The organism is Pseudomonas sp. LBUM1679 (assembly GCF_059695565.1).
The window spans coordinates 3,881,341-3,905,656 of record NZ_CP166774.1 but is presented as its reverse complement, the minus strand read 5'-3'; the positions used below and the strand labels follow the sequence as shown (position 1 = coordinate 3,905,656).

General features: G+C 59.8%; 19 protein-coding genes and 1 pseudogene. 8 read left to right on the top strand and 12 right to left on the bottom strand.

Annotated elements, in window-relative coordinates; translation table 11 throughout:
* Positions 1–87 precede the first annotated feature (87 nt).
* The 6 genes and pseudogenes from ACA062_RS17660 (at position 88) to ACA062_RS17635 (ending at position 8,159) form a co-directional block, all read left to right on the top strand.
* Complete coding sequence (locus ACA062_RS17660) at positions 88–1,209, top strand: sugar diacid recognition domain-containing protein (protein ID WP_497452254.1); 1,122 nt, start codon at positions 88–90, stop codon at positions 1,207–1,209.
* A 228-nt stretch (positions 1,210–1,437) separates the two neighbouring features.
* On the top strand, positions 1,438–2,580 hold the full coding sequence (locus ACA062_RS17655) for a glycerate kinase (protein WP_497452253.1): 1,143 nt from the start codon (positions 1,438–1,440) through the stop codon (positions 2,578–2,580).
* A 356-nt stretch (positions 2,581–2,936) separates the two neighbouring features.
* Positions 2,937–4,472 carry a hypothetical protein gene (locus tag ACA062_RS17650; RefSeq protein WP_497452252.1) on the top strand — a complete coding sequence of 512 codons (1,536 nt, stop codon included), beginning with the start codon at positions 2,937–2,939 and terminating at the stop codon, positions 4,470–4,472.
* A gap of 68 nt (positions 4,473–4,540) precedes the next feature.
* Positions 4,541–4,960: pseudogene (locus tag ACA062_RS17645) on the top strand (hypothetical protein); the annotation flags it as partial.
* Between the two features lie 16 nt (positions 4,961–4,976).
* A complete protein-coding gene (locus ACA062_RS17640) occupies positions 4,977–5,810 on the top strand; it encodes an RHS repeat-associated core domain-containing protein (protein ID WP_497452251.1) in 834 nt (277 codons plus the stop codon).
* 219 nt (positions 5,811–6,029) lie between these two features.
* On the top strand, positions 6,030–8,159 hold the full coding sequence (locus tag ACA062_RS17635) for a fibronectin type III domain-containing protein (RefSeq protein ID WP_497452250.1): 2,130 nt from the start codon (positions 6,030–6,032) through the stop codon (positions 8,157–8,159).
* 36 nt (positions 8,160–8,195) lie between these two features.
* Here ACA062_RS17635 and ACA062_RS17630 read toward each other — a convergent pair whose 3' ends face one another.
* Positions 8,196–8,921 carry a response regulator gene (locus ACA062_RS17630; protein WP_497452249.1) on the bottom strand — a complete coding sequence of 242 codons (726 nt, stop codon included), beginning with the start codon at positions 8,919–8,921 and terminating at the stop codon, positions 8,196–8,198.
* Between the two features lie 51 nt (positions 8,922–8,972).
* Positions 8,973–9,257, bottom strand: a complete 285-nt coding sequence (locus tag ACA062_RS17625) for a helix-turn-helix transcriptional regulator (RefSeq protein WP_497452248.1) — start codon at positions 9,255–9,257, stop codon at positions 8,973–8,975.
* A gap of 485 nt (positions 9,258–9,742) precedes the next feature.
* On the opposite strand from ACA062_RS17625, the gene ACA062_RS17620 reads away from it, so the two are divergent.
* Positions 9,743–10,930 carry a pyridoxal phosphate-dependent aminotransferase gene (locus tag ACA062_RS17620; protein ID WP_497452247.1) on the top strand — a complete coding sequence of 396 codons (1,188 nt, stop codon included), beginning with the start codon at positions 9,743–9,745 and terminating at the stop codon, positions 10,928–10,930.
* Positions 10,931–11,072: 142 nt separating this feature from the next.
* Here the strand turns inward: ACA062_RS17620 and ACA062_RS17615 are convergent, their stop codons facing one another.
* The 10 genes from ACA062_RS17615 to ACA062_RS17570 all read right to left on the bottom strand — a co-directional run bounded on the left by ACA062_RS17615 (position 11,073) and on the right by ACA062_RS17570 (position 23,342).
* Positions 11,073–12,050 (bottom strand): 2-hydroxyacid dehydrogenase, encoded by a 978-nt coding sequence (locus ACA062_RS17615; RefSeq protein ID WP_497457443.1) that lies wholly within the window; start codon positions 12,048–12,050, stop codon positions 11,073–11,075.
* A 21-nt stretch (positions 12,051–12,071) separates the two neighbouring features.
* Positions 12,072–13,370, bottom strand: coding sequence for an MFS transporter (locus tag ACA062_RS17610; protein ID WP_497452246.1), 1,299 nt, complete (start codon positions 13,368–13,370; stop codon positions 12,072–12,074).
* Positions 13,371–13,481: 111 nt separating this feature from the next.
* Positions 13,482–14,477 carry a sugar kinase gene (locus ACA062_RS17605; RefSeq protein ID WP_497452245.1) on the bottom strand — a complete coding sequence of 332 codons (996 nt, stop codon included), beginning with the start codon at positions 14,475–14,477 and terminating at the stop codon, positions 13,482–13,484.
* Complete coding sequence (locus ACA062_RS17600) at positions 14,470–15,252, bottom strand: sugar phosphate isomerase/epimerase family protein (RefSeq protein WP_497452244.1); 783 nt, start codon at positions 15,250–15,252, stop codon at positions 14,470–14,472. Before ACA062_RS17600 ends, ACA062_RS17605 begins: the two co-directional genes overlap by 8 nt.
* Before the next feature lie 182 nt (positions 15,253–15,434).
* Positions 15,435–16,460 (bottom strand): LacI family DNA-binding transcriptional regulator, encoded by a 1,026-nt coding sequence (locus ACA062_RS17595; RefSeq protein ID WP_497452243.1) that lies wholly within the window; start codon positions 16,458–16,460, stop codon positions 15,435–15,437.
* A gap of 130 nt (positions 16,461–16,590) precedes the next feature.
* On the bottom strand, positions 16,591–17,199 hold the full coding sequence (locus ACA062_RS17590) for a LysE family translocator (protein WP_497452242.1): 609 nt from the start codon (positions 17,197–17,199) through the stop codon (positions 16,591–16,593).
* A gap of 51 nt (positions 17,200–17,250) precedes the next feature.
* Positions 17,251–18,090, bottom strand: coding sequence for an AraC family ligand binding domain-containing protein (locus tag ACA062_RS17585; protein WP_497452241.1), 840 nt, complete (start codon positions 18,088–18,090; stop codon positions 17,251–17,253).
* A 76-nt stretch (positions 18,091–18,166) separates the two neighbouring features.
* Positions 18,167–18,808, bottom strand: a complete 642-nt coding sequence (locus ACA062_RS17580; RefSeq protein ID WP_497452240.1) for a DUF1345 domain-containing protein — start codon at positions 18,806–18,808, stop codon at positions 18,167–18,169.
* 263 nt (positions 18,809–19,071) lie between these two features.
* Positions 19,072–22,170, bottom strand: coding sequence for a multidrug efflux RND transporter permease subunit (locus ACA062_RS17575; protein WP_497452239.1), 3,099 nt, complete (start codon positions 22,168–22,170; stop codon positions 19,072–19,074).
* Positions 22,171–22,184: 14 nt separating this feature from the next.
* A complete protein-coding gene (locus ACA062_RS17570) occupies positions 22,185–23,342 on the bottom strand; it encodes an efflux RND transporter periplasmic adaptor subunit (protein ID WP_497452238.1) in 1,158 nt (385 codons plus the stop codon).
* Positions 23,343–23,611: 269 nt separating this feature from the next.
* Between ACA062_RS17570 and ACA062_RS17565 the strand changes: the two genes are divergently transcribed.
* Entirely contained in the window at positions 23,612–24,313 is a 702-nt protein-coding gene (locus tag ACA062_RS17565; RefSeq protein WP_497452237.1) for a response regulator, read from the top strand.
* Positions 24,314–24,316: the final 3 nt, after the last annotated feature.

The following is a 24,316-nucleotide window of genomic DNA, read 5'->3' as shown; positions in this document are numbered from 1 at the left end:
ACAGGAGGATGTGGTCTCTCTCTTTATTATGATTTTTTGCGAAGCGAGGGTAACGTTGTTCGCTATCCCGCTTTCAAGGACCCCACCATGTTTGAACTCGATCACGATCTGGCCCAGGACATCGTCGACCGGGCGATGGGTATCCTGCCGTACAACGTCAACGTCATGGACAGCCAGGGACTGATTCTCGGCAGCGGCGAACCGGAGCGGGTCAACACTCGCCATGAAGGCGCGCAATTGGTACTGGCCAATGCTCGAGTCGTGGAGATCGACGCCCAGACCGCGATGCACCTCAAGGGCGTGCAGCCGGGTATCAACCTGCCGCTGTTGCTCGACCAGCGCCTGATTGGCGTACTCGGTATCACCGGCGACCCCGAGCAACTGCGTACCTATGCCGAACTGGTGCGCATGACCGCCGAGATGCTGGTGGCTCAGCGCAATCAACAAGCCGATCCGCAATGGCGACGCCAGCGTTGCGATGACCTGCTGGCGTTGCTGCTCAGCGAGGCCGGGGATTCGCCGCGACTGATCGACGAAGCACAGCAACTGGGGCTCAAGCCACAGATGAACCGGGTACCCTGTCTGTTCGAGTTGGCTATGGAACAGGGTCCGGGGCAAACCGTCGAAGCGCTCAGCGCCTGGCTCAGCTCGCGCTACCCGGACAGTTGGTGCATGAGCTTGGCCAAGTCTTCGTTGCTGTGGTGCCGACCGGCCTGCCAGACAGTCGAGAACCAGCGGCTGCTGGAAAAGCTCGACGGCCTCGGCTGGAACATCCTGCGCATTGCAGTGGGCGGGCAGGGCGATGGGTTGTCGGGTTTGCGTCGTTGCAATCGGCAGGTCGCAGACTTGCTGGCCTACGGGCGCGATGTAGTGCCCCGAACCCGTGTGCTGACGTTGAACCGCTATCGACTGCCGGTGATGCTTTGGCGCCATCGCAACGACGACGCGCTGGACGAGTTGCTCAAACCGTTGCACCAAGTCATCGCCAAGGACGGCAACGGCCAACTGCTGGCGACCTTGCGCAGCTGGTGCGATCACGACGGCCAGAGCCAGGCCTGTGCCGATGCACTGGGCATCCACCGCAACAGCCTGCGCTACAGAATGGAACGCATCGCCGAACTCAGCGGCGTCGACCCCTTGCGCCTGGACGGCATGCTCGCGTTGTACCTCGGTGTGCAGCTTCTTCCCGACACCGACGCGAAGCCGTGAGCGACGCAGTCCCCTGTGGGAGCGAGCTTGCTCGCGATGGACGTGAACGATAACGCGTATTCCCGATGGATCTCGTCAGCTTCAAGTCCATCGCGAGCAAGCTCGCTCCTACATGGAGGCACTGGTTTGTGAAAATGAACAATAATCCCCCGTGCCGCTTGTGCAGCGGACTGGCGTCATTGTTGATGCCAACTGGCAGCATGAGGGCATTGAAACTGGAGAACACCCATGAAAATCGTCATCGCCCCCGATTCGTTCAAAGACAGCCTCAGCGCCCAAGGCGTGGCCGACGCCATTGCTCTGGGCCTGGCAGATGTCTGGCCTGATGCTCAGCTGGTCAAATGCCCGATGGCCGACGGCGGGGAGGGGACGATTGAATCGGTTCTGGCTGCTTGCAATGGCGAACTTCGCCGGATCGAGGTCCGCGGTCCGCTGGGCGCAACGGTCAATGCCGCCTGGGGCTGGTTGCCTCACAGCCACACCGCAATCATCGAAATGGCCGAAGCCAGCGGGCTGCAGTTGGTGCCGGTCGATCAGCGCGACGCGTGTACCAGCAGCACCTTTGGCACGGGGCAATTGATCCGCGCTGCACTGGATGCCGGAGCGCAACGGGTGATCCTGGCGATTGGCGGCAGCGCCACCAACGATGGCGGCGCGGGAGCGATGCAGGCGTTGGGCGTGACATTGCTCGACGCACATGACAAGGCGTTGGAACCAGGCGGTTTGGCGCTCGCTCAACTGGCCCGCATTGACATGACTGGCATCGATCCTCGTCTGGCCGAAGTGCGCTTCGACATCGCCGCCGACGTCGACAATCCACTGTGCGGCCCCCACGGCGCCTCAGCGATTTTCGGCCCGCAAAAAGGTGCCTCGCCCGAACAGGTCGAACAACTGGATCGCGCGCTCGGGCACTTCGCCGGGCTGTGTGCCCAAGCCCTGAAAACAGAGGTGCGCGACGAGCCCGGCAGCGGTGCGGCAGGCGGCTTGGGGTTTGCCGCCAAGGCGTTTCTGGGGGCGCAATTCCAAGCTGGGGTTGAAGTGGTTGCCGAACTGGTCGGCCTGGCCGAAGCGGTCAAAAACGCCGATCTGGTGATCACCGGCGAGGGGCGCTTCGATGCGCAGACTCTACGTGGAAAAACGCCATTGGGCGTTGCGCGGATCGCCAGGCAGCAGGGCGTGCCGGTGATCGTCATCGCCGGCACGCTGGGCGAGGGGTATCAGCAACTGTATGCCCATGGCATCGATGCCGCGTTCGCCCTGGCGAGCGGGCCGATGACATTGGCCCAGGCCTGTGCCGAGGCGCCGCGCTTGTTGCGGGAGCGGGCGAGCGATATCGCGCGGGTCTGGCGGATGGGCGCGCGCGACGCCTGACTCATCTCTTCAACTCATAGCGCGCAATATGGCGGGAAGAAGCTCGCCCGCCACAAAAATTACGCACAGCGGCTCTAAAAAGTATCAGCCGCGATGCCGGCCAGCGTAGCTCCCTGCTCCCAGAGATCGCGCAATAGTCCGCGCCTGCCAACCACCGCTGTATGCATCGCCACCTGTCAACTCTGACAGTATCGACACTGAAAAAAAAAGTGCTTAATCCGCTCAGGTCACTTCGGCCGGGCAGAACGTCAGGGCGTTTTTTCGCAGCGTCTGAGCCATGAATCGCACTGCCAAAAAGTTCAAAAAAGCCATGAGTCTATTCATGGTTGAACCCCAACGATTTTGGAGCTAAGGACATGGCAGACTCTAACAAACGGCAGGCCGCCGAACTGGTCCGGATCAACTATCGCAAACAGCTGGCCAGGACGGGTGAAGGGCTGGCGTTTACCGCACCCACCATTGTGGGAAAAATTGACGATGATGCCGACGGGTTGATGCCCATCAGCAAAATTCGCGCGCCATTGGAGGTTACGATTCCGCTATGGCCGAATCGCCCGGACGATGCGTTTTTCAAAGATACTCTCTATCTGGACTGGCGCCCTGTGACTTTGCCAGAAACCAAATTTCAGTCGTTCGCCAACGAAGTTGTCCCGGATTCGGGCACACTCCCTGACACTAAATTCCCGTTGGACCGAACAATTCCTCTCCATATATTCGACAACTTTGAAGGCAAGTTTGAGTTTCGTTATCGCGTGAAACCCTGGAACACGCCTACTGAGGCTGATTCTGATCCAGCCCCTGTCACCATTGATCGAACCGGGCCAATAAGACCGGGGGTGCCAGATCCTATCATTGTTTCTGCCCCCTTGGTCACTACGGAGATTCTGGAGCGTGATGGCGGATTAATCTGCGAAATTCCAGACTTCATTGAGGACAAAAAAGCCTTTGTCACCCTCGCTGTGGCATTGTTTGATGTGCCACCGACAGAAGAACCGGACCCTGCTGAACTGGCATATTTGGGCGCACTTCCAGACGACCGTTTAATATTGATTCCCAAGGGGTTGATATATGAACTTAGTTCGAGGTATCAATATATTGTGTATTTTCTGTTCGATAAGGCGGGCAACCGCAGTGATATGCCGTTCCCTGCAAAAGTGCAAGTTGCATTGGGAGATTTGCCCGACGCTTTGAAATCCCCCGAGGTTCCATTGGCAAAGGATGATTTGTTGATTGATCGCGCCGATGCAGCCTTTCCAACGACAGTTCGTATTAAAGAATATGACAACTGGTTGGCTGATGATGGAATTATCATCCAATGGGGGCTTAACGCCCTTGCCCGCACATCGGTTGGCGCCCATCTTCCATTTCCATTGGATATCACCGTGCCTTGGCTGCACCTTAAGGCCGAGTATGATTTTGATCGGGGGGGGAAACAGCCTACTGATGTTGACTATCAAGTCTTTCGTGGTGATTATTACCTGTTGCAGCTGGCGTTGAACGACGTTCAGATTCCAATTAAACACGTCGAATTCGAAGCCGCAAAGAGTATGGTCCAATGGGAAAGTCGACAGTACGATGAAGATGTTTGCAGTTTTACCGGTTATGCCTTTGCTCGAAGCAGTGTTCTCAACTTCGACCCTCTGTTGTATGCGCGAATGCCAGAGTCGATAAGGCCGGAAAAAGAAGTTGCACGGGGCAAGGAATGCCCTCCAGGACAATTTCTGATCAGCCTGCACCGTTGCGAATATTGGCCTTTCGATTTGGGTTGTGAGCCTGACTATACATCCGGTTTGAACTTGATCATCCATGATGTCAACGGCAATCGCCATCGTGTAAGAATCAACTTCAAAACACCAGGCAATCGTAACAGTTTGATGGCAACCAAATATTGACTTAACTATCTCGCGGCACATATCAATTGAATTGAGCCTGTGTGCTTATACTTATTAAGGAGAACACCATGACCGCGTCAACTTCATTACACTCCAATGCCTTCAACTTTCTCAGTTACGTCGAAACCGGCACCGACCCGCGGACCGGGCAATACACCTGCACCATCAGCCTGCCCGCCCTCAAGGCCAATGACCTGTGCGGTCCCGACGTCCCACTGCAGCTGCGCTTCAGCCCCCTTAACCGCACCGACAGCGGTCTGGGCCTGGGCTGGGATCTGCAGCTGTCACAATACGACACCGTCAACCGCATCCTCTCGCTGAGCACGGGCGAAACCTTCAAGGTCACCGGCAGCGGCCTGGAACCGGCCATCGGTGAGAAAAAACTCGACAGCTTTCATTTCTTCAACGACGGCGGCGACGTCTTTCGCGTAGTGCATAAATCCGGCCTGGTGGAAATACAATTGCGCTCGCCGAGCTCCAGGCAGGTGTTGTCCCAAAGTCCTGATGCTGGCCAATGATCAAACGAACACCGTGTTGTGTGAATTGAGCCAGGATGGTCGTAATGAAGCGGTGTATTCAGCGTACGGCCATCGTGCGAATGAAGCGGCGTTGAGCAGTCATCTGGGTTACAACGGCGAACGGCGCGAAGTGCAAACCGGCTGGTATATGTTAGGGAATGGTTATCGGGTGTCAAATCCGGTGTTGATGCGGTTTCATAGTCCGGACAGTTGGAGTCCGTTTGGGGACGGTGGGTTGAATGCGTATTCGTACACGATGGGTGATCCGATTAATTATACGGATCCATTGGGGCATTTTAAATGGGCAGTGTTATTGGGGATGCTTATGAATACCGGCGATGATGCGGTATTGCGTACTTCGCAAGCCATTGGTTCAAGCTCTCGCGGAGTGTCCAGTCTGGCAGCATCGGGTACCGCCGATATTCTTGAAAGTCGTGGGTTTTTACAATACACCGGGAAATCGGTGGCATCTGCGCCAAGCGTATCGACAAAGACCAGTGCTGGTCCGTTGGGTTCTGCTGGCTCAAGTGGCGTGCCGGCTCGACCATCACGTGTTGCCCCGCCTACACCTGGTTCGAGTCGTGGGGCATACTTGGATCCGAAAGCTATTTCTACGCCTAGAGACCCAGCCGTACCTCGGGTAAAAGAGGCTCCAAAGGCTCAACCTGTTACCACGGTCCAAAAGGCACCCCCGCAAGTTACGGATAAACAATTTCGTAATATGAATGTGTTTGATAGGGAGAAATATTTTAAGAAAGGGGGAGTAGCACCTGAAAGCGGGAAATACATGGAGCTGCGAAGAAAACAGTGTTTGATCTAAACACTGGTAAAGATAGATTTGGCTACGACCAATAACAGATAGAGCGAAGTCCAAAGCGTACCCGGATTATCGGTGAGCAACTCACAAAAACATGCAAGACGCCACTAACAGTTCTGTTAGTGGCGCTTGCCGTCAGAACTATCAATAATGACCGACGATGGTGTGGCGATAAGTTCGCCACGTCAAGACAGAGGCCAGGACTCAAGAGAGAAATCGGATATGGATTCTTCAACCGTTGACGCGATCAGTCTGGATATCAAACAGGTGCGAAATCTTCGCAGCCCGGGGCAAACTTTCGATCAGGCATTGCTGGCCTGGGATGCTCCCTTGGACACCACTTATCTGCTCGATTATGCAATTACCGGTCCAGGGCTCGAACCCTTTCAAACGCGCGGACTCGAGTACACTGCAACGGGCTTGATACCCGACGTCCCGTACCTGTTCCACGTGCAGGCCCGACGATCTCAGGGTAGCCCGGCGGTGCCTGTATCGATCAGCGTAGTGACACGGGACCGTGTGCCTCCTACACGACCGCAAGAACTTAAAATCAAGGCAACGACGCCGAGTAACGCAATGCTGACTTGGAGCGCTTCTAAAGACAACGTAGGCGTGGTGGGCTACGAGGTCCGTCGTAATGGCGGCGCCTGGATCCTGTGCCTGGTCACTGAATACCCGGTTGCCAACCTTCAACTGGACGAAAAATTCGAAGTGCGCGCCGTCGACGGCTCAGACAACCGCTCCCTGATGGCATCCGTGGTTAACAGCAAGCCCACAGCCCCCACCAAACCGAGCAACTTTCGGGTCACCAATGACGCAGGATCCTCTGTAACCCTGCAATGGGATTCAGCCAATGCAGATTACTTTGACCTATATTGTAATGGCAGCTGGAACCAGACAATTACCGAGAACGTCGCTGTTGTCGCCGATCTGAACGAGGGTGTTACTTATACGTTCATAGTACGCGCGGCGGATTTTGCCGGGAACCAGGTCGAATCAGCCCCGCTGCTCGTCACTACAAAAGATATTACCCCCCCCTCCAGGCCCACCCACTTCAGAGCCACCTCTGTCACTGACGATTCGGCCTTTCTGGAGTGGGATGAATCAATTGATAACGTCGGTGTCATCGGGTACCAGATCTTCCGAAACGGTACGCCTGGACCCACGATTGATGAAACCAGTTATCTCGCCGCAGACCTGGCCCAAGGTACAACCTATACGTTCATCGTGCGCGCAATGGATGCCGCCGGAAACCATGCCGACTCAGACCCTCTGCCCATCACCCTGAAGGATACGATAGACCCCTCCAGACCCACCAACTTCAGAGCCACCTCTATCATTGGCGATTCTGCCTATCTGCAGTGGGATGGATCAACTGATAACGTCGGGATTACCGGGTATCAGATCTTCCGCGACGCTACCCCAATAACCACAGTTATTAGCAAAAGCTATATCGCTTCTGGTTTGGCCCAAGATGTAACCTATACGTTCAAGGTGCGCGCGCTGGATGCCGCCGGAAATTTTGCCGACTCAGAGTCACTGCTTGTTTCTACTGATCTTACACGTCCCTCCAAACCCACCAACCTCAGAGTCACCGCTCTCACGAACAACTCTGCTTTTCTGGAGTGGGTTGCAGCAACGGATAACGTCGGAGTTACCGGGTATCAGATCTTCCGTGACACTACCCCAATAACCACAGTTACCAGTACCCGCTATAACGCCACTGGCCTGGTCGAGGGTAGATCCTATGTTTTCAAGGTGCGCGCGCTGGATGCCGGCGGAAACTATGCTGACTCGGACCCACTGCTGGTCTCTGTCGATTTGACAGCACCCTCCAAACCCACCAACCTCAGAACCCTCTCTATCACGAACAACTCTGTTCTTCTGGAGTGGGTTGAATCAACTGATAACATCGGGATCGCCGGGTATCAGATTTTCCGCGATACAACACCAATAACCACAGTTACCAGCACCCGCTATAACGTCACCGGCCTGGTCGAGGGCAGCTCCTATGTTTTCAAGGTGCGCGCACTGGATGCCGCCGGGAACTTTGCCGACTCTGACCCGTTGACGGTCTACATGGACGCGTCGCCACCGTCCAAACCCACCAAACTCTATGCGACGCATTTTGGTGGCAAAACCTATATGTCGTGGGAAGCTTCCACCGATAACATTCGCGTCACCTACTATGAAGTTTATCGAAACAATTCACCACTAGGTACGGTGGATCACGTCCCGGGGCGCGCGCACGCCTTCATGACTGAAGACGTGGTTTTGCCCTGGACGATCAAGGTGCGGGCCTATGATGCAGCAGGGAATTATGCTGACTCGGATCCAGTGACAAGCCCATAGGCTTCGTCAGTACATTTCATCCCTCCAGGGCTTTTGTTATCTCAACCCGCTCACCCGCGCAAACTCCACCAACCCACCGTCATGGCCAAGTCCCAACTTGTCCATGGCGGTACGTTTTTGTCGGCTGATGGTTTTCTCGCTGCGGTTCAGTTGCGCTGCAATCTGTCGTCCTGACAGCCCCTGAACGAACAACCGCACCACCTCCAACTCGCGCTCGGAAAGGCGGACCAAAGGCTCGTCGGTACCTGGGGAGGGCAACACCTGGGCATCCAGAACTCTGGCGAAGGCAGGACACAAATATCGACGCCCTCTTGCCACGGTGTATGCCGCTTGTTTCAACTCGCTTAAGGGGCTGCGTTTATCGAACAAACCACGAACGCCCGCATTCAGCAGCGCCTGCAGCAGGGAAGGGTTGCGCAGCATGGTCATCACGATCAGCGGTATGTGCCCGAAATGGCGTTTCAGATAACCCATCAATGCCAGACCATCCGGCAAGCGCCCGTAGGGCATCGAGTAATCGCTGATCAACAGATCGCAGGGTGTGCAATGCAGATGATCGATCAACTCATCGGCGTCGTGGGCTCGGGCAACAATGGAGAATGTGTTGCCGAGGGCCATTTCAGCCCCCAGCAGCACCACGGGGTGGTCGTCAGCCAGGATGATGCGCAGCGTTTTGTCCGGTTGTTGCCTGTGCGATACCGGCATTTCGTCACAGGCTTTTTCGCGGGTGGGGCTAAATCGTGTGGTCTGTTCCAGATGCATAAAATATCTCGACAGGGGTCATGTAACGCTGACCGCTGCAGAGGGCCTGGTTCAAGGCGATTGGATCAAGCCTTGCTCCAGCGCCATGACCATGGCGATCCAGCGCGATCTCACGCCGAATTTTCGGCGGATGTTACAAAAGTGGTAATTCACTCCGGCCTCGGTGCAGTCGACAATCTGGGCGATTTCCCAGGACGACTTTCCAATGGCGCTCCATTGCAAGACCTCCTTTTCCCTGGCGGTAAGCTTGATCGCCGGGGGGAGCTTGCACTCTGGTGGCTGGAAGCTCACCTGGGCAGCTGATGAGCGGACTGAAGTGGTCGTGGAGCGGTACATAATCGAATCTCCCATTCATCATCATTGACGGCGTGGGCGCGGCAGAATCGTCCTACTTCACACAGGCATGGTTCGCGCGGCCGTCCTGCAGACCCTTGTGGTAGGGCTGTAGGCACGGTTTCGTTATAGCGCGATTAGCTCGTCTTGGAACCTGTCACAAATTACAGGTGCGGACTTTAAATGGGCTTTGAGGAAAGAGCTGTCAGCCGATGCGATTCCGCATGTAGGAGTTTTCCTTTCATTCCGTCGGCCGCAGCTTTGGAAATCAACTTCTTGATTTGCCAAGTTTTTTAAGCAGGGCAGCAGGAATTCATAGTGCAAGCGATGCCGCTGGAAAAAGCCCGGTTCGGCCATCGCCCAGCCATGGATAAAAATCCTAGGTAATCGCTTAACTGATGGCTGCACCGCCGAATGAGCTGCTAGGGTGGCGCGTTTGGTGATTTGATATAGGGTTGAATCAGGATTTCGCGCGACTGGAGAACTACATGCGCTATTCAGGCTTGACCCAACGCATCGCCGGTGAAGGCGCCGCGGCCTGGCAAATTCATAACCGCGCGCTGGAATTGCGCGAGCAGGGCGTCGATGTACTGCTGTTGTCAGTCGGCGATCCGGATTTCGATACCCCTTTACCCATCGTTCAAGCTGCCATCGACAGCCTGTTGGCCGGCGATACCCATTATTCCCAGGTACGCGGCAGTCGAGGCTTGCGCGACAGCATCGCCCGTCGTCATCGCCAGCGAAGTGGTCACGCGGTGGAGGCCGATCATGTGATCGTGTTGCCCGGCGCCCAGTGCGCGGTGTATTCGGTGGCGCAGTGCCTGCTTGATCCGGGCGACGAGGTTATCGTCGCGGAACCGATGTACGTGACCTATGAAGGCGTGTTCGGTGCCATCGGCGCGACAGTGGTGCCGGTGGCGGTGCGTCCCGAGAATGGCTTCAGGGTAGACCCGGCGGATGTCGCAGCCCGGATTACGGCTAAAACCCGGGCGATTGTGCTCAACAGCCCGAACAATCCTTCTGGCGCCAGTTTATCGCTGCCGATCTGGCAGCAACTGGCAGCGCTCTGCGTTCGTCATGACCTGTGGTTGATCAGCGACGAGGTCTACAGCGAACTGTTGTACGAGGGCGAGCACATCAGCCCGGCCAGCCTGCCGGGCATGGCCGAGCGTACGGCGACGATCAACAGCCTGTCCAAATCCCACGCCATGAGCGGTTGGCGGGTGGGCTGGGTGATCGGGCCGAAACCCTTGGCCGATCACTTGGAGCACCTATCGCTGTGCATGCTGTTCGGCATTCCGGATTTCATTCAGAACGCGGCGCAATTGGCGCTGGATAGGGACTTGCCAGAGGTGGCGCTGATGCGCGATGAGTATCGCCGGCGTCGCGACCTGGTGTGCGCGAGCCTGAGCGAGTGTCCGGGGCTGCGGCCGATCCGCCCCGATGGCGGTATGTTCGTGATGGTCGATGTGCGCCAGACCGGGTTATGCGCCCAGGGCTTCGCCGAGCGGCTGCTGGAGGGGTACGGCGTGTCGGTGCTGGCCGGGGAGGCGTTCGGGCCGAGTGCGGCGGGGCATATCCGGATCGGGTTGGTGGTGGATCGGCTGAAGCTGGCGGATGCTTGTCGGCGGATAGCGCTGTGTGCGGCGGATCTGCTGGAGGCTCGGCGGGCCTGATGGATGTGTGCCGGGTTTGCTGGCCTCTTCGCGGGCAAGCCCGCTCCCACAGGGATCTACGGCGGACACAATATCTGTGTTCGATGCAATCACTGTGGGAGCGGGCTTGCCCGCGAAGGCTATCAAACAGACACGAAATGCCTCAAGCCTTCCACGCCCGGGTATTCACCAGATTCTTCGGCCGCTCCCCCGCCAGCGCCGCCAGTAGATTATCCACCGCACACCGGGCCATGGCCTCTCGCGTCTCATGGGTCGCCGAGCCAATATGCGGCGTCGCCACCACATTGTTCAATTCTAACAACGGCGAGTCGGGATTCAACGGCTCGCGCTCGAACACATCCAGCCCGGCCGCGCGGATCTGACCCGCGCGTAGCGCCTCGACCATGGCTGCTTCATCCACCACCTTGCCCCGGGAAATGTTGATGAAGATCGTCTCAGGCCCCATCAGCGCAAACTCTTCAGCGCCAATCAGCCCCTCGGTTTCAGCCGTCAGCGGCAACGTCAGGCACACGAAATCCGCCTGCTGCAACAGCGCCGGCAAGCTGCGGTATTGTGCATCGAATCGCTGCTCCACCGCCGGTTTCGGCGAGTGGCTGTGATAGATGATCGGCATGCCAAAACCGAAATGCCCACGCTGAGCCAGCGCCTCGCCGATCCGCCCCATGCCGATGATGCCCAGGGTTTTGCCGTGCACGTCGGTGCCGAACTGTGCAGGGCCAACATTACGCGTCCACTCGCCGGCGCGAACCACGTTGGCCAGTTCCACCAAACGCCGGGCAGTCGCCAGGATCAGCGCGAAACCGGTGTCGGCGGTGGTTTCGGTAAGCACATCCGGGGTGTTGCTGAGCAGGATCCGCCGTTCGGTCAGGTACTCGATGTCGTAGTTGTCGACGCCGACTGAAACGCTGGCGATGGCTTGCAGATGGGGCGCCAGATCCAGCAGCCCGGCATCCAGTTTGAGGCTGGCACCGAGCAAGCCGTGAGCCCGGGGCAGGGCTTCACGCAACCGGGCCAGGCCTTCGGTGTCGAGGCTTTCGATCAAAGTCACTTCGACCTGCTCGCGCAGACGCGCCATCAGCAGCGGTGACAGTTTCTTGTAAATAACAACCTGCTTTTTCATGGTGGTCATCTCAATCTCAATTCAGGAATGGGCCGCGGTACGGCGTGTCAGCGCGACCCCGGGCCGCTCCCGGTCACTGGCGCCGGGCTTGAGGAAAATCGTCAGCACCACCGACAGCATCAACGCACCGCTCATCAACAGGTACGACGCGCCAGGCGAACCGGTGGAGCTGTTCAGGTAACCGACCAGATAGGAACCGCCGAACGAACCGAGGGCACCCATGCTGTTGATCAGTGCCATGGCGCCACCGGCGACGTTGGCGGGAAGGATTTCCGGGACGATGGCAAAAAACGGCCCGTAAGGCGCGTACATGCAGGCGCCGGCGATCACCAGCAGGGTGTAGGACCACCAGAAGTGTTCGGCGCCCAGGGCGTAGGAGCCGTAAAACGCAATCGAAGCGATCAGCAGCGGTGGCCAGACGAAGCGTTTACGTTTTTGCAGTTTGTCCGAGCCCCAGGACACCAGCAGCATGCCGATCACGGCGGCCAGGTACGGCAACGCCGAGAGCCAGCCGGCTTCGATCATGTCCATTTGCGCACCGGCCTTGAGGATCGACGGCAGCCAGAGCACGAAGCCGTAGACGCCGATGCTCCAGCAGAAAAACTGCAGGGCGAGGATGATCACTTTTGGCGAGCGGAAGGCTTCGGCGTAGTTCTTCACTGCCTTGATGCCCACCTGTTCGGCGGCCAGGGCGCTTTCCAGATCCTGTTTTTCCTGGTCGGTCAGCCACTTGGCCTGGGCCGGACGATCATCGGCCAGACGCCACCAGATAAATGCCCAGAGCACCGCCGGCAAGCCTTCGATGATGAACATCCAGCGCCAGCTGTAATGCTGCACCAGATAGCCCGACACCACTGACATCCAGAGCATGGTCACCGGGTTGCCGAGGATCAGGAAGGTATTGGCGCGCGAGCGTTCGGCACGGGTGAACCAATGGCACAGGTACACCAGCATCGCCGGCATCACCGCGGCTTCGACCACGCCGAGCATGAAGCGGATGACGATCAGCCAGTAGGCGTTGGAGACTATCCCGGTCAAGGTCGCCAGGCCGCCCCAGAGGATCAGGCTGACGAAGATCAGCTTCTTCACGCTGTGCTTTTGTGCGTAGATCGCACCGGGCACCTGGAAGAAAAAGTAGCCGAGGAAGAACAGCGCGCCGAGCATCGATGACAGGCCCGGTGTGATCATCAGGTCGGCGGCCATGCCGGAGGCGGCGGCGAAGCCGTAGTTGGCGCGGTCCAGATACGCCAGGCTGTAGGTGATGAACACAATGGGCATGATGTACCACCAGCGGCGGGCGGCGAGGGTTGCGGTTTTCATGGTGGTGCTCCTGAGCTTGTTGTTTTTGTCGCAGCAGGTAACGGGTTAAATCTTCAGTGACTGGGCGGGCCTCTTCGCGAGCAAGCTCGCTCCCACAGGGATTTGTGTCGATTACCCATTTTGTTTGCGCCGCCGATCCAGTGTGGGAGCGAGCTTGCTCGCGATGGCGGACTCGAATTCGACGGACATTTCGGACCGAGTAGGCAGCCCCTCCATATCCCCCCGACTCTGCACCGCCCGGCTGCCAATCCAGTTGGCGCGCTTCACGGCGTCGGCAAAGCTGTGGTTTTCCAGGAGGGCGCTGATCATGCCGACGGCGAACCCGTCGCCGGCACCGACCGTATCGACCACGGTCGCCACCGGCACGCCTGCGACAAAGCCCTGATCCAGACGGGTGCGGTAATACGCTCCGTGCGGCCCCAGCTTGATCGCCACGGCTTCGGCGCCCTGGTCGAGGTAAAACGCCGCGATGTCGGCCGGGTCTTCGAAACCGGTCAGCAGCCGGCCTTCGCTCAAGCCCGGCAGCACCCAATGGGCGAGGGCGGCGAGGCGATTGATTTCGCTGATCATCTGTTGCGTGCTGGGCCACAGGCTCGGGCGCAGGTTCGGGTCGAAGGACACGCTGCGTCCGGCGTCGCGCATGCGGGTCATCAATTCAAAGGACATTTCCCGGGCGCTGTCGGACAACGCCGGGGGAATGCCGGTGGCGTGCAGGTGCCGGGCCTTGAGCAACTCGGGCACGATAGACTGCGGCGACAGGTGACTCGCCGCCGAACCGCGGCGGAAATACTCGACCACCGGATCACCGCCGTCGTCGGTGCGAGACTTGAGCTGAAAACCGGTCGGGTGCGCGCTATCGGTGGCGACCTTGCTGCAGTCCAGGCCTTCTTTCTCCAGGGTGTCGATGACGAAGCGACCCAGGGAATCGGCACCGATGCGGCTCAGCCACGCTACCTTGAACCCCAGTCGCGACAACCCGATGGCGACGTTGCTGTCGGCGCCGGCGATGCGTCTGTGGAAATGACCGACCTCGGCCAGTTCACCGTTCTGCTCGGCAACGAACATCGCCATGGTTTCGCCAAACGACAGGATATCGAATTCAGACATGAGCACGCTCCAGGCGTGGTTGGCCGAGGCGGGCGAGCGTCGCGACGTGCTCGGTGGTGAGTTGCAGCAAATCCTCGCCTTGCAGCGGATATTCTGCCGCCCGCATCACGCGTGGGGCCATGTGCCGCAGCAGTTGTTCCCACACATGCAGGTCACTGGCGCAAGGCGGTATGGCGACCAGCTTGCCATCTGCCCGGCGGCTAACCGCCTTGCAGTGCACATAGCCGACGTGGCGCCCGAGCAGCCGCGCGGCATTGGCGGCCGACTGGTCTTGCCAGTGCCAGTTGCCGATATCGAACGTCATCTTGATTGGCAGCTTATGTTGCTCGACTTCAGCGAAAAATCGCTGGAATGGTTCGATTCGGCCGCCGTGCAGGGTTTGATCGTTTTCCACAAACAACTGCACGGCGCTTTTGCCCAAGACGTGAGCCAAGGTCTGCAGGTCGCTGTTATCAGTGAAATAGCCCAGGGACACCTTCAGCCATTTTGCGCCAAAGGCCTGTGCGCGTTGCAGGGTGGTGATCAGTTCGGGATTGGGTTTGGACTGGCCCGCCAGCCACAGTTCCATCGGCGAGGAGTACACGCTTTCGAGGCCTTGGGCCCGGGTGGCATCGGCCAGCTGCATCGGGTCTTCGACGGTCAACAGTTCTTCGCGCCATTCGATGCGTGTAGCGCCGGCGGCGGCCAGGATGTCGATGAAGCTGCCTTGGCCACGTTGGCGCACCAGGTCGGCGCCGTAGCTGGAGAGGCTGATGGAGACGGGTGGTTTATTCATTGTTATATACCTCTGAAACCGGTTTCATTTTTGTTCAAAAGAATAGGGGTGAAGTGTTGTGGTGAACCTTGGGGCCTCATCGCGGGCAAGCCCGCTCCCACAGGAATCTGTGGTGTAAACAACATCCATGTATGTCACAAAACCCTGTGGGAGCGGGCTTGCCCGCGATGGGGCCGGAACAATCAACCCAAATGCCCACTGGTGGACCCCCGCACAATCAACCGCGCCGAAAAATCCACGGTCCGCACCGGCCCGTCATCCCCGCGCAACCGCTTGAGCAAACACTCGAACGCACTGGCGCCGATCTGCGCCGTTGGCTGGGCGAGGGCGGTGATGCCGCTGCCCACCAGCGGGTACCAATCCAGGTCATCGAGGGCGATCAGGCCAACAGCCTCGAACAGGTTGCACTGCAATTCGCGCAGTGAATGAGTGCTGGCCAGCGCCGCAATACCGTTCGCGCAGAACAGTGCTTTCGGCCCGGGGCCAGGGTTATCGAGAAAAGTTTTCAGCTGCGCCGTCAGTTCACTGCCGGTTTCGATAAGCGTGCCGCGAAGGGCCGGACGCCGGGCAATCTGCGCCTTGAAGCTGCTGACCCGCTCGATTCGCGAACTGGTGCCGTCGAACGGTTCGGTGACCAGCAGCACGTCGCGATAGCCGCGATCTTCAAGGTGGGCGAGGGCCATTTCGACCGCCGCCGGGTTGTCCAGCCCGACCAGATCGCTCTCGAGTTGCTCGACTTTACGGTCTACCAGCACCAGCGGCATTTCCCGATGCAGCTCGCGCAATTCATCGCGATGGTGACCCAGGGTGTTCACGATCAAGCCTTCGATGTTGTAGGAGCGCAGCAGGGCCAGGTGCTGGCGTTCCTGCTCGTCATCGCGGTCGGTGTTGCACACCACCAGGCTGTAGCCATGTTGACGGCAGGCAGTTTCCACCCCGTGCATCACGGCAATCGAATATGGGTTGCGGATATCGGCCACCAACATGCCGATCAGGCGGGTGCGCCCACGTTTCAGCCCACGGGCCATCTGGTTCGGGCGGTAGCCCAATTCGGCAATCGCCTGCTCGATGCGCAGTGCGATCGCATCGGAGAGCAGGGCGCGGTCTTCGCCGATGAACCGCGAGACGCTGGCCTTGGAGACCTTGGCATGTTCAGCCACGTCGAGCATGGTCACGCGGCTGCGCTGGGCGGCGGAAAAATCGTTCACGGTCTGAAACCTTTTATTGGATTTATAGGTTTGCGTGCTGGCACTGAAACCGGTTTCAGGAGACACCAGAAACGAATCCGCCGTCAAGTGCCTGATTGATCGAGGCACAAAAAATGCCGACGGGTGGCGGTCAGGTCAACACACTCAACCAGGCCGATCCCAGCAGTAGCAGAGCCATGCAGCGGTTGAAACCTTGCATCGCCCGTGGTGAGCGCAACCAGCCCGTGGAGCCCGCGCCGAGCAATGCCCAGACGCCGAGGCACGGCAGGGATATCAGGAAAAAAGCCAGGGACAAATACACCACATGGCCCAGGCGTTGCTCGCCACTTCCAGCAAACACGCTGACAACGGCCAGCGCCATCATCCAGGTTTTCGGGTTGATCAACTGCAGACTGGCGGCCCCCACCCATCCGAGGCGAGCGTCGCTGTCATTGGTTTTGAGGCCTGACGCTTGGGCGCTGAATATCTGCCATGCCAGGTAACTCAGCCAGGCCACGCCTGCCCACTGCATCGTGGATTGCACGATGGGCAGCGCGGTCAACGACGAACCGGCCCCGGCGCCGACCAGCAGCACAATGGTCGCAGCGCTGGCACAGGCGCCGAAGATGATCGGCACCGCAGCCGCCAATCCATATCGGGCACTGTTGCTCAACACCAGGATATTGGTCGGGCCGGGGGTGATCGAGGCCACGAACGCAAATAAAAGGAAGGGCAAAAAGGTCGGGAAAGAAGACAACATCGCAGGCAACTCCAGTGAAAATCATTGAATGCGATCTTCACCATTGCCGGGTTATCTGTCTGGAAGATTTGAGCAGCGCTTGCGATACAGTGCGGGCGTCAGGCCGTAGGCGCGCACGAACCAACGGCCCAGATGGCTCTGATCGGCAAACCCCAGCTCCATGGCCACCGTAGCCGGTTGCTCACCTCGGGCCAGCATTCGACGAGCCGTAGCCAGGCGCAATTGCACCAGATAGGCGTGGGGCGCGATACCAAAAGCCGCCTTGAACGCGCGGGTCAGGCGGAAGCGATCAACGCCCGTTGCGGTGGCCAGTTGGTCGAGGCCGATGTCGTATCGAGCGTTGGCGTGCAGATACTCCCGCGCCTTCTTCGCCACTAACGGCAGACGTGGATCCTCGCCATAACGAGCCCGCCAGTGCAGATGGCCAGTTAGGCGTTCGAGCAACCCATCGAGTGCGGTCTGGCGCACGATCTTCAGCTCACCCTGATGCAGGGCCTGAAATGCCAGACCTGTGGCGCGGGCCAGACTCACGTCAGTGGCCAGGGTATTGGCGAAACTCAATTGACTGTTTTCGGGAGCGTTGTCGAACATCGCACTGAGTTCACGCTGCAACCACTGCGGATCGAGGTACAGCATGCGATAGGTGAAGCCATCCTCGGTCGGTGCTTCGCCGTCATGGATATCGCCAGGCTCGAGCAGAAACACCTTGCCCGGCGTGCTTTGATGTTTCGCCCGCCGGCAGTTGAACTGCTGAACCCCTTGCTCGGTAACGCCCACCAGATAACTGTCATGCCAATGCGGGTCGTAGGCGTGGCCCCTGAAATGCGCGCGCAGCGTCTCGATGCCGGTGTCGGCGTCCTGGGCCAGGTCGATCCAGTTATGAGTGGTCATGCTGCACCTGCGGGACGGGTTGCCGAGCTATTGAACGCCTGGGTCGAGGGTGGCGACTAGAACGTTTGTGCACGGATCAGTTGAACAGGCCTGCCGCGATGTTGATCGAGAAGCCGAGAATGGCCGTATTGAACACAAAGCCGACCAGCGACTGTGCCAGCACGATCTTGCGCAACTCCCGGGTCGCCACCCCGACATCCGAAGTCTGCACCGCCACGCCGATGGTGAACGAGAAGTACAGGAAGTCCCAGTAATCGGGGGTCGTCAAACCTTCGGCAAAACGCAGCGCCGGGTCCTTGCCGTCCCAGGTGTAGAACAGTCGTGCGTAGTGCACGCTGAAGATTACCCCGATCAGCAGCCAGGAGCCAATCACGGTCAGCGCGGTGAAGCCGTAGTGCAGCAGCTTGCGGGTGGTTTCCAGGTCCCTGCTGCCGGCCAGCTCGAAAGCGATGGTCGCCAGGCTGGCAATCGCGGCGATGCACACGACGAACAGCACCAGCCCGGCGTTTTCATCTTCGATCTCGGCGATGCGTTTCACGTCCGGCGCCTTGGCGCGCACGGTGAGCCAGAACATCAGCACCAGATAAGTCCAGACACCGGCATTCCAGCCGAAGAGGATTTTGCTGATGATCGAATCGGCCGGAGCCAGGATACCCACCGCGATGCCGAGCGTGGCGGCGGCGGACAGGCGCGGGTGGGTGCGGGCGAGGAAGGGCATGTGGACTCACTAAGACGGTGCGTACCTGCACCATAGCGCACGCCACTGCGCTTTGCGCAGGCGCCATGTGTGCGCCATGTCTGCGCTGTGTAATGTGCTGTGTATGTGCTGTGTATGTGCTGTGTAATGCGCTGTGTAGGAGCTGTGTAGGAGCTGTCGAGTGAAACGAGGCTGCGATCTTTTGATCTTGATCTTTAAAAACAACATCAAAAGATCGCAGCCTCGTTTCACTCGACAGCTCCTACAGGGGGGGGTGTTGTGGGTTACAGGGTCTTGTGCCGCTTGCGCACCAGCTTCATCACCACCACAAAAAACACCGGCACAAACAGCACCGCCAGGGTCGCGGTGATCATCCCGCCGATCACCCCGGTGCCGATGGCTTGCTGGCTCGCCGAACTGGCGCCCGTGGCAATCGCCAGCGGCACCACACCGAGAATGAAGGCCAGGGACGTCATGACAATCGGCCGCAACCGCAACCGCGCCGCTTGCAGCGTGGCGTCGATCAGGTCGTGGCCTTCGTCGTACAGGCTCTTGGCGAATTCGATGATCAGGATCGCATTCTTCGCCGACAGACCGATGATGGTGATCAGCCCGACCTTGAAGAACACGTCGTTGGGCATCCCGCGCAAGGTCACGGCCAATACCGCACCGAGTACGCCCAGCGGCACCACCAGCAACACTGAGGTCGGGATCGACCAGCTTTCATACAACGCCGCCAGGCACAGGAACACGATCAGCAACGACAGCCCGAGCAGAATCGGCGCCTGGCTGCCGGACAGGCGTTCCTGCAGCGACAATCCGGTCCATTCCTGGCCCAGTCCCGCCGGGCCAAGCGCCACCAGCCGTTCGATTTCCGCCATGGCCTCGCCCGTACTGTGGCCCGGTGTCGGTTCGCCGGAAATGCTGATCGCCGGGTAGCCGTTGTAGCGAGTCAATTGCGCAGGCCCTTGTGTCCATTTGGCCTGGACGAAGGCCGACAGCGGCACCATGTTTCCAGCGCTGTTGCGCACATGCATGTTCAACAGATCGGCGACCTGACTGCGCTGATCGCCTTCGGCCTGGACCACCACCCGCTGCATCCGCCCCTGATTGGGGAAGTCGTTGATGTAGGCCGAACCGACCGCGGTGGACAGCACGCTGCCGATGTCGGCGAAGGACACCCCCAGCGCATTGGCCTGTTTGCGGTCGACTTCAAGCTGCACCTGCGGCGCTTCGGCCAGCGCGCTTTCGCGCACGTTCATCAGGATCGGGCTGTTCTCGGCGGCCTCGAGCAACTCGGTGCGCGCCTGCATCAGCGTGGCATGGCCGAGGCCGCCGCGATCCTGCAGGCGGAACTCGAAACCACTGGACGTGCCGAGGCCGTCCACCGGCGGCGGCAGCACGGCGAAGGCCACCGCGTCCTTGATCTGGCTCAGGGCGATATTGGCGCGGTCGGCAATCGAACTGGCCGAATCGTCGCTGCCGCGATCGGACCAGTCCTTGAGCGTGGTAAACGCCAGCGCCGCGTTCTGGCCGCTGCCGGAAAAGCTGAAACCGAGAATCACCGTGCTGTCGCCAACCCCGGGTTCAGTGGCGTTGTGCGCTTCGATCTGTTCGACCACCTGCACCGTGCGGTTCTTGCTCGCACCCGGCGGCAGTTGCACGTCGGTGATGGTATATCCCTGGTCTTCCACCGGCAGGAACGAGGAGGGCAGGCGACTGAAGCAAATACCCAGGCCGATCAACAGCACGCCGTAGATCAACAGGTAGCGGCCGGTGCGCTTCAACGCGTAGGCGACCCAGCCCTGATAGCGCACGGTCAGTTGCTCGAAGCGGCGGTTGAACCAGCCAAAGAACCCGCGTTTCTCATGATGCTCGCCCTTGGCGATCGGCTTGAGCAAGGTCGCGCACAGCGCCGGGGTCAACGTCAGGGCGAGCAACGCGGAGAACAGGATCGAGGTGGCCATCGACAACGAGAACTGCCGGTAGATCACCCCGACCGAGCCCTGCATGAATGCCATGGGAATGAACACCGCCACCAGCACCAGGGTGATGCCGATGATCGCCCCGGTGATCTGCTGCATCGCCTTGCGCGTCGCCTCCTTGGGCGACAGGCCTTCGCTGACCATGATCCGCTCGACGTTCTCCACCACCACAATCGCATCGTCCACCAGGATGCCGATGGCCAGGACCATGCCGAACATGGTCAGCACGTTGATCGAGAAGCCCAGGGCCAGCATGGTTGCGAAGGTGCCCATCAGCGCCACCGGCACCACCAGGGTCGGAATCAGCGTGTAGCGGATGTTTTGCAGGAACAGGAACATCACCGCGAACACCAGCACCATCGCCTCGACGAGGGTGTAGACCACCTTGGTGATCGAGACTTTGACGAAGGGCGAGGTGTCATACGGGATCTTGTATTCCACGTTGGCCGGGAAGTAGCGCGCCAGTTCATCCATCTTCGCCCGCACCAGGGTCGCGGTGCTCAGGGCATTGGCGCCGGGGGACAATTGCACGCCGACCGCGGTCGATGGCTTGCCGTTCAGGCGGGTGCCGAACTGGTATTCCTGACTGCCGATCTCGACCCGCGCCACATCGCCGATGCGCACGGTGGAACCGTCGGGGTTGGCCTTGAGCACGATGTCGGCGAACTCTTCCGGTGTCGACAACTGACCTTTGACCAGAATGGTCGCGGTGATTTCCTGGGTGCTGCGGGTCGGCAAGTCGCCGATGCTGCCAGCTGAAATCTGAGCGTTCTGCGCGACGATGGCGGCGTTGACGTCGGCCGGGGTCAGGTTGAATCCGATGAGTTTGCGCGGGTCGATCCAGATGCGCATCGCCCGTTCCGCGCCGTACAGCTGGGCCTTGCCGACCCCGTCCAGGCGCTTGATCTCGTTCATCACGTTGCGCGCCAGGTAATCGCTGAGCGCCACGTCGTCGAGCTTGCCGTCACTGGACGTCAGGGTGATCAGCAGCAGGAAACCGGCGGAGACTTTCTCCACCTGCAAACCCTGCTGGTTCACCGCTTGCGGCAGGCGCGACTCGATGACTTTCAGGCGGTTCTGCACATCGACCTGGGCCATCTCCGGGTTGGTGCCCGGCTGAAAAGTGGCCTTTATCGTCGCGCTGCCAAGGCTGCTTTGCGATTCGAAATACAGCAGATGATCGGCGCCGTTGAGCTCTTCCTCGATCAGGCTGACCACGCTCTCGTCCACGGTCTGCGCCGAAGCGCCCGGGTACACGGCATAGATTTCGATCTGTGGCGGCGCGACATCGGGATACTGCGCCACCGGCAACTGCGGAATGGCCAAGGCGCCGGCCAGCAGGATAAACAGGGCGACTACCCAGGCGAACACCGGGCGATCGATAAAGAACTGCGGCATAAAAAGCGTCCTGCTTACTGACCAGTAGCCTGGGCAAGGGGAAGAGGGGAGTCGTCGATCTGTACTTTCTCGCCTGGCTTGGCGTGTTGCAGGCCTTCGACGACGATGCGGTCGCCGGCCTTGAGGCCACCGGTGACGATCCAGCGATCGTTCTGCACGGGACCCAGTTCCACCGGCTGTTGGCCGACCCGTTGTTCGGCGTCGAGCAACAGCACCTGGGCGATGCCGGCGCTGTCACGCTGGATGGCCCGTTGCGGCACGCTGATCCCCTGTTGGTTGACCGCTTGCTCCAGGCGCACGCGAACGAAACTGCCGGGCAACAGGTCAAGGTCCGGGTTGGGGAACTCGCTGCGCAGAATGATCTGGCCGGTGCCCGGGTCGACCGTGATGTCGGTGAACAGCAACTTGCCCGGCAACGGATAGAGGCTGCCGTCGTCCTGGATCAGCGTGGCCTTGGCCTGGCCCTGGCCGACCTGCTGCAACTGCCCGGAGCGGAAGGCGCGGCGCAGCTCGTTGAGTTCGCGGGTCGACTGGGTGAGGTCGGCGTGAATCGGGTTCAGCTGCTGGATCAAGGCCAGTGGCGTGGTTTCGTTCTGCCCGACCAGGGCGCCTTCAGTCACCAGCGCGCGGCCGATGCGCCCGGAAATCGGCGCGGTGACGGTGGCGTAGCCCAGGTTCAGTTTCGCCCGCTGCACCGCGGCCTGGTTGGCGGCGACGTCGGCTGCGGTCTGGCGTACGGCCGCCCGGGCGTTGTCATAGTCCTGGCCGCTGATCGCATTGCCTTCGATCAACTGGGCGTAACGCTGCTCCTGCAAGCGCGCCTGGAAGGCATTGGCCTCGGCCTTGCGCAGTGCGGCCTCGGCGCTGTCCAGGTCAGCCTTGAACGGTGCCGGGTCGATGCGAAACAGCACATCGCCCTGTTTCACGTCGCTGCCTTCACGGAAGGTCCGTTGCAAGACCACGCCGGCCACCCGGGCGCGGACTTCGGCGATCCGCGGCGCGGCAATGCGCCCGCTCAGCTCGCTGCTGATCGACAGCGGCCGGGTCGAGAGGGTTTCGATGCGAACCGTGGCCAGTGGCGCCTGCTCTTCGGCAGTCGAGGCCTTGTCGCAAGCGCTCAGCGTCAACGCCAGTGCAATCAGGCTGAGCTTGGCAAGCAGGTTGTTTGACATGTAATAACCCCAATAATGACCCCGGCATCCTACGGGGAGGCGACGAGGGTAGCGGTGAAGCTTTGTAGGTGCTGTGTGAAATTGTGTAAGGGTTTTGCACGGGGGTGGGTGAGGGCGTATATCCTTGGCGACCGCTTCGCGCTCGTTCGCTGGCAAGCCAGCTCCTACAGGGTCCTGCGTCAATTCTGAAATCGCGCTGATCCTTGTAGGAGCTGGCTTGCCAGCGAAAGCGAGCTAATGGTCGCTACAGCACTTTCTGGAAACACCCCATGCCCAACATCCTCCTGGTCGAAGACGACACCGCCCTCGCCGAACTGATTGCCAGCTACCTGGAACGCAACGGCTATTGCGTCAGCGTGATCGGCCGCGGCGACCTTGTGCGCGAACGGGCGCGGGTCGATCCCCCGGACCTGGTGATCCTCGACCTGATGCTGCCGGGGCTGGACGGCCTGCAAGTCTGTCGTTTGCTGCGCGCCGATTCGGCCACGCTGCCGATCCTGATGCTCACCGCCCGCGATGACAGCCACGACCAGGTGCTGGGCCTGGAAATGGGCGCCGACGACTACGTCACCAAACCCTGCGAGCCGCGGGTGCTGCTGGCCCGGGTCCGGACCTTGCTGCGGCGCAGCAGCCTCGGCGAACCGCAGGCCGCCAACGACCGCATTCTCGTCGGCAACCTGTGCATCGACTTGTCCGAACGCACCGTGACCTGGCGGGCGCAACCGGTCGAACTGTCCAGCGGCGAATACAACCTGCTGGTGGTGCTGGCCCGGCATGCTGGCGAAGTGCTCAGCCGCGACCAGATCCTGCAACGCCTGCGCGGCATCGAGTTCAACGGCACCGATCGCTCGGTGGACGTGGCAATTTCCAAGTTGCGGCGCAAGTTCGGCGATTGCGCCGGCGAGGCGCGCAAGATCAAGACCGTCTGGGGCAAGGGCTACCTGTTCAGCCGTTCCGAGTGGGAATGCTGAGCC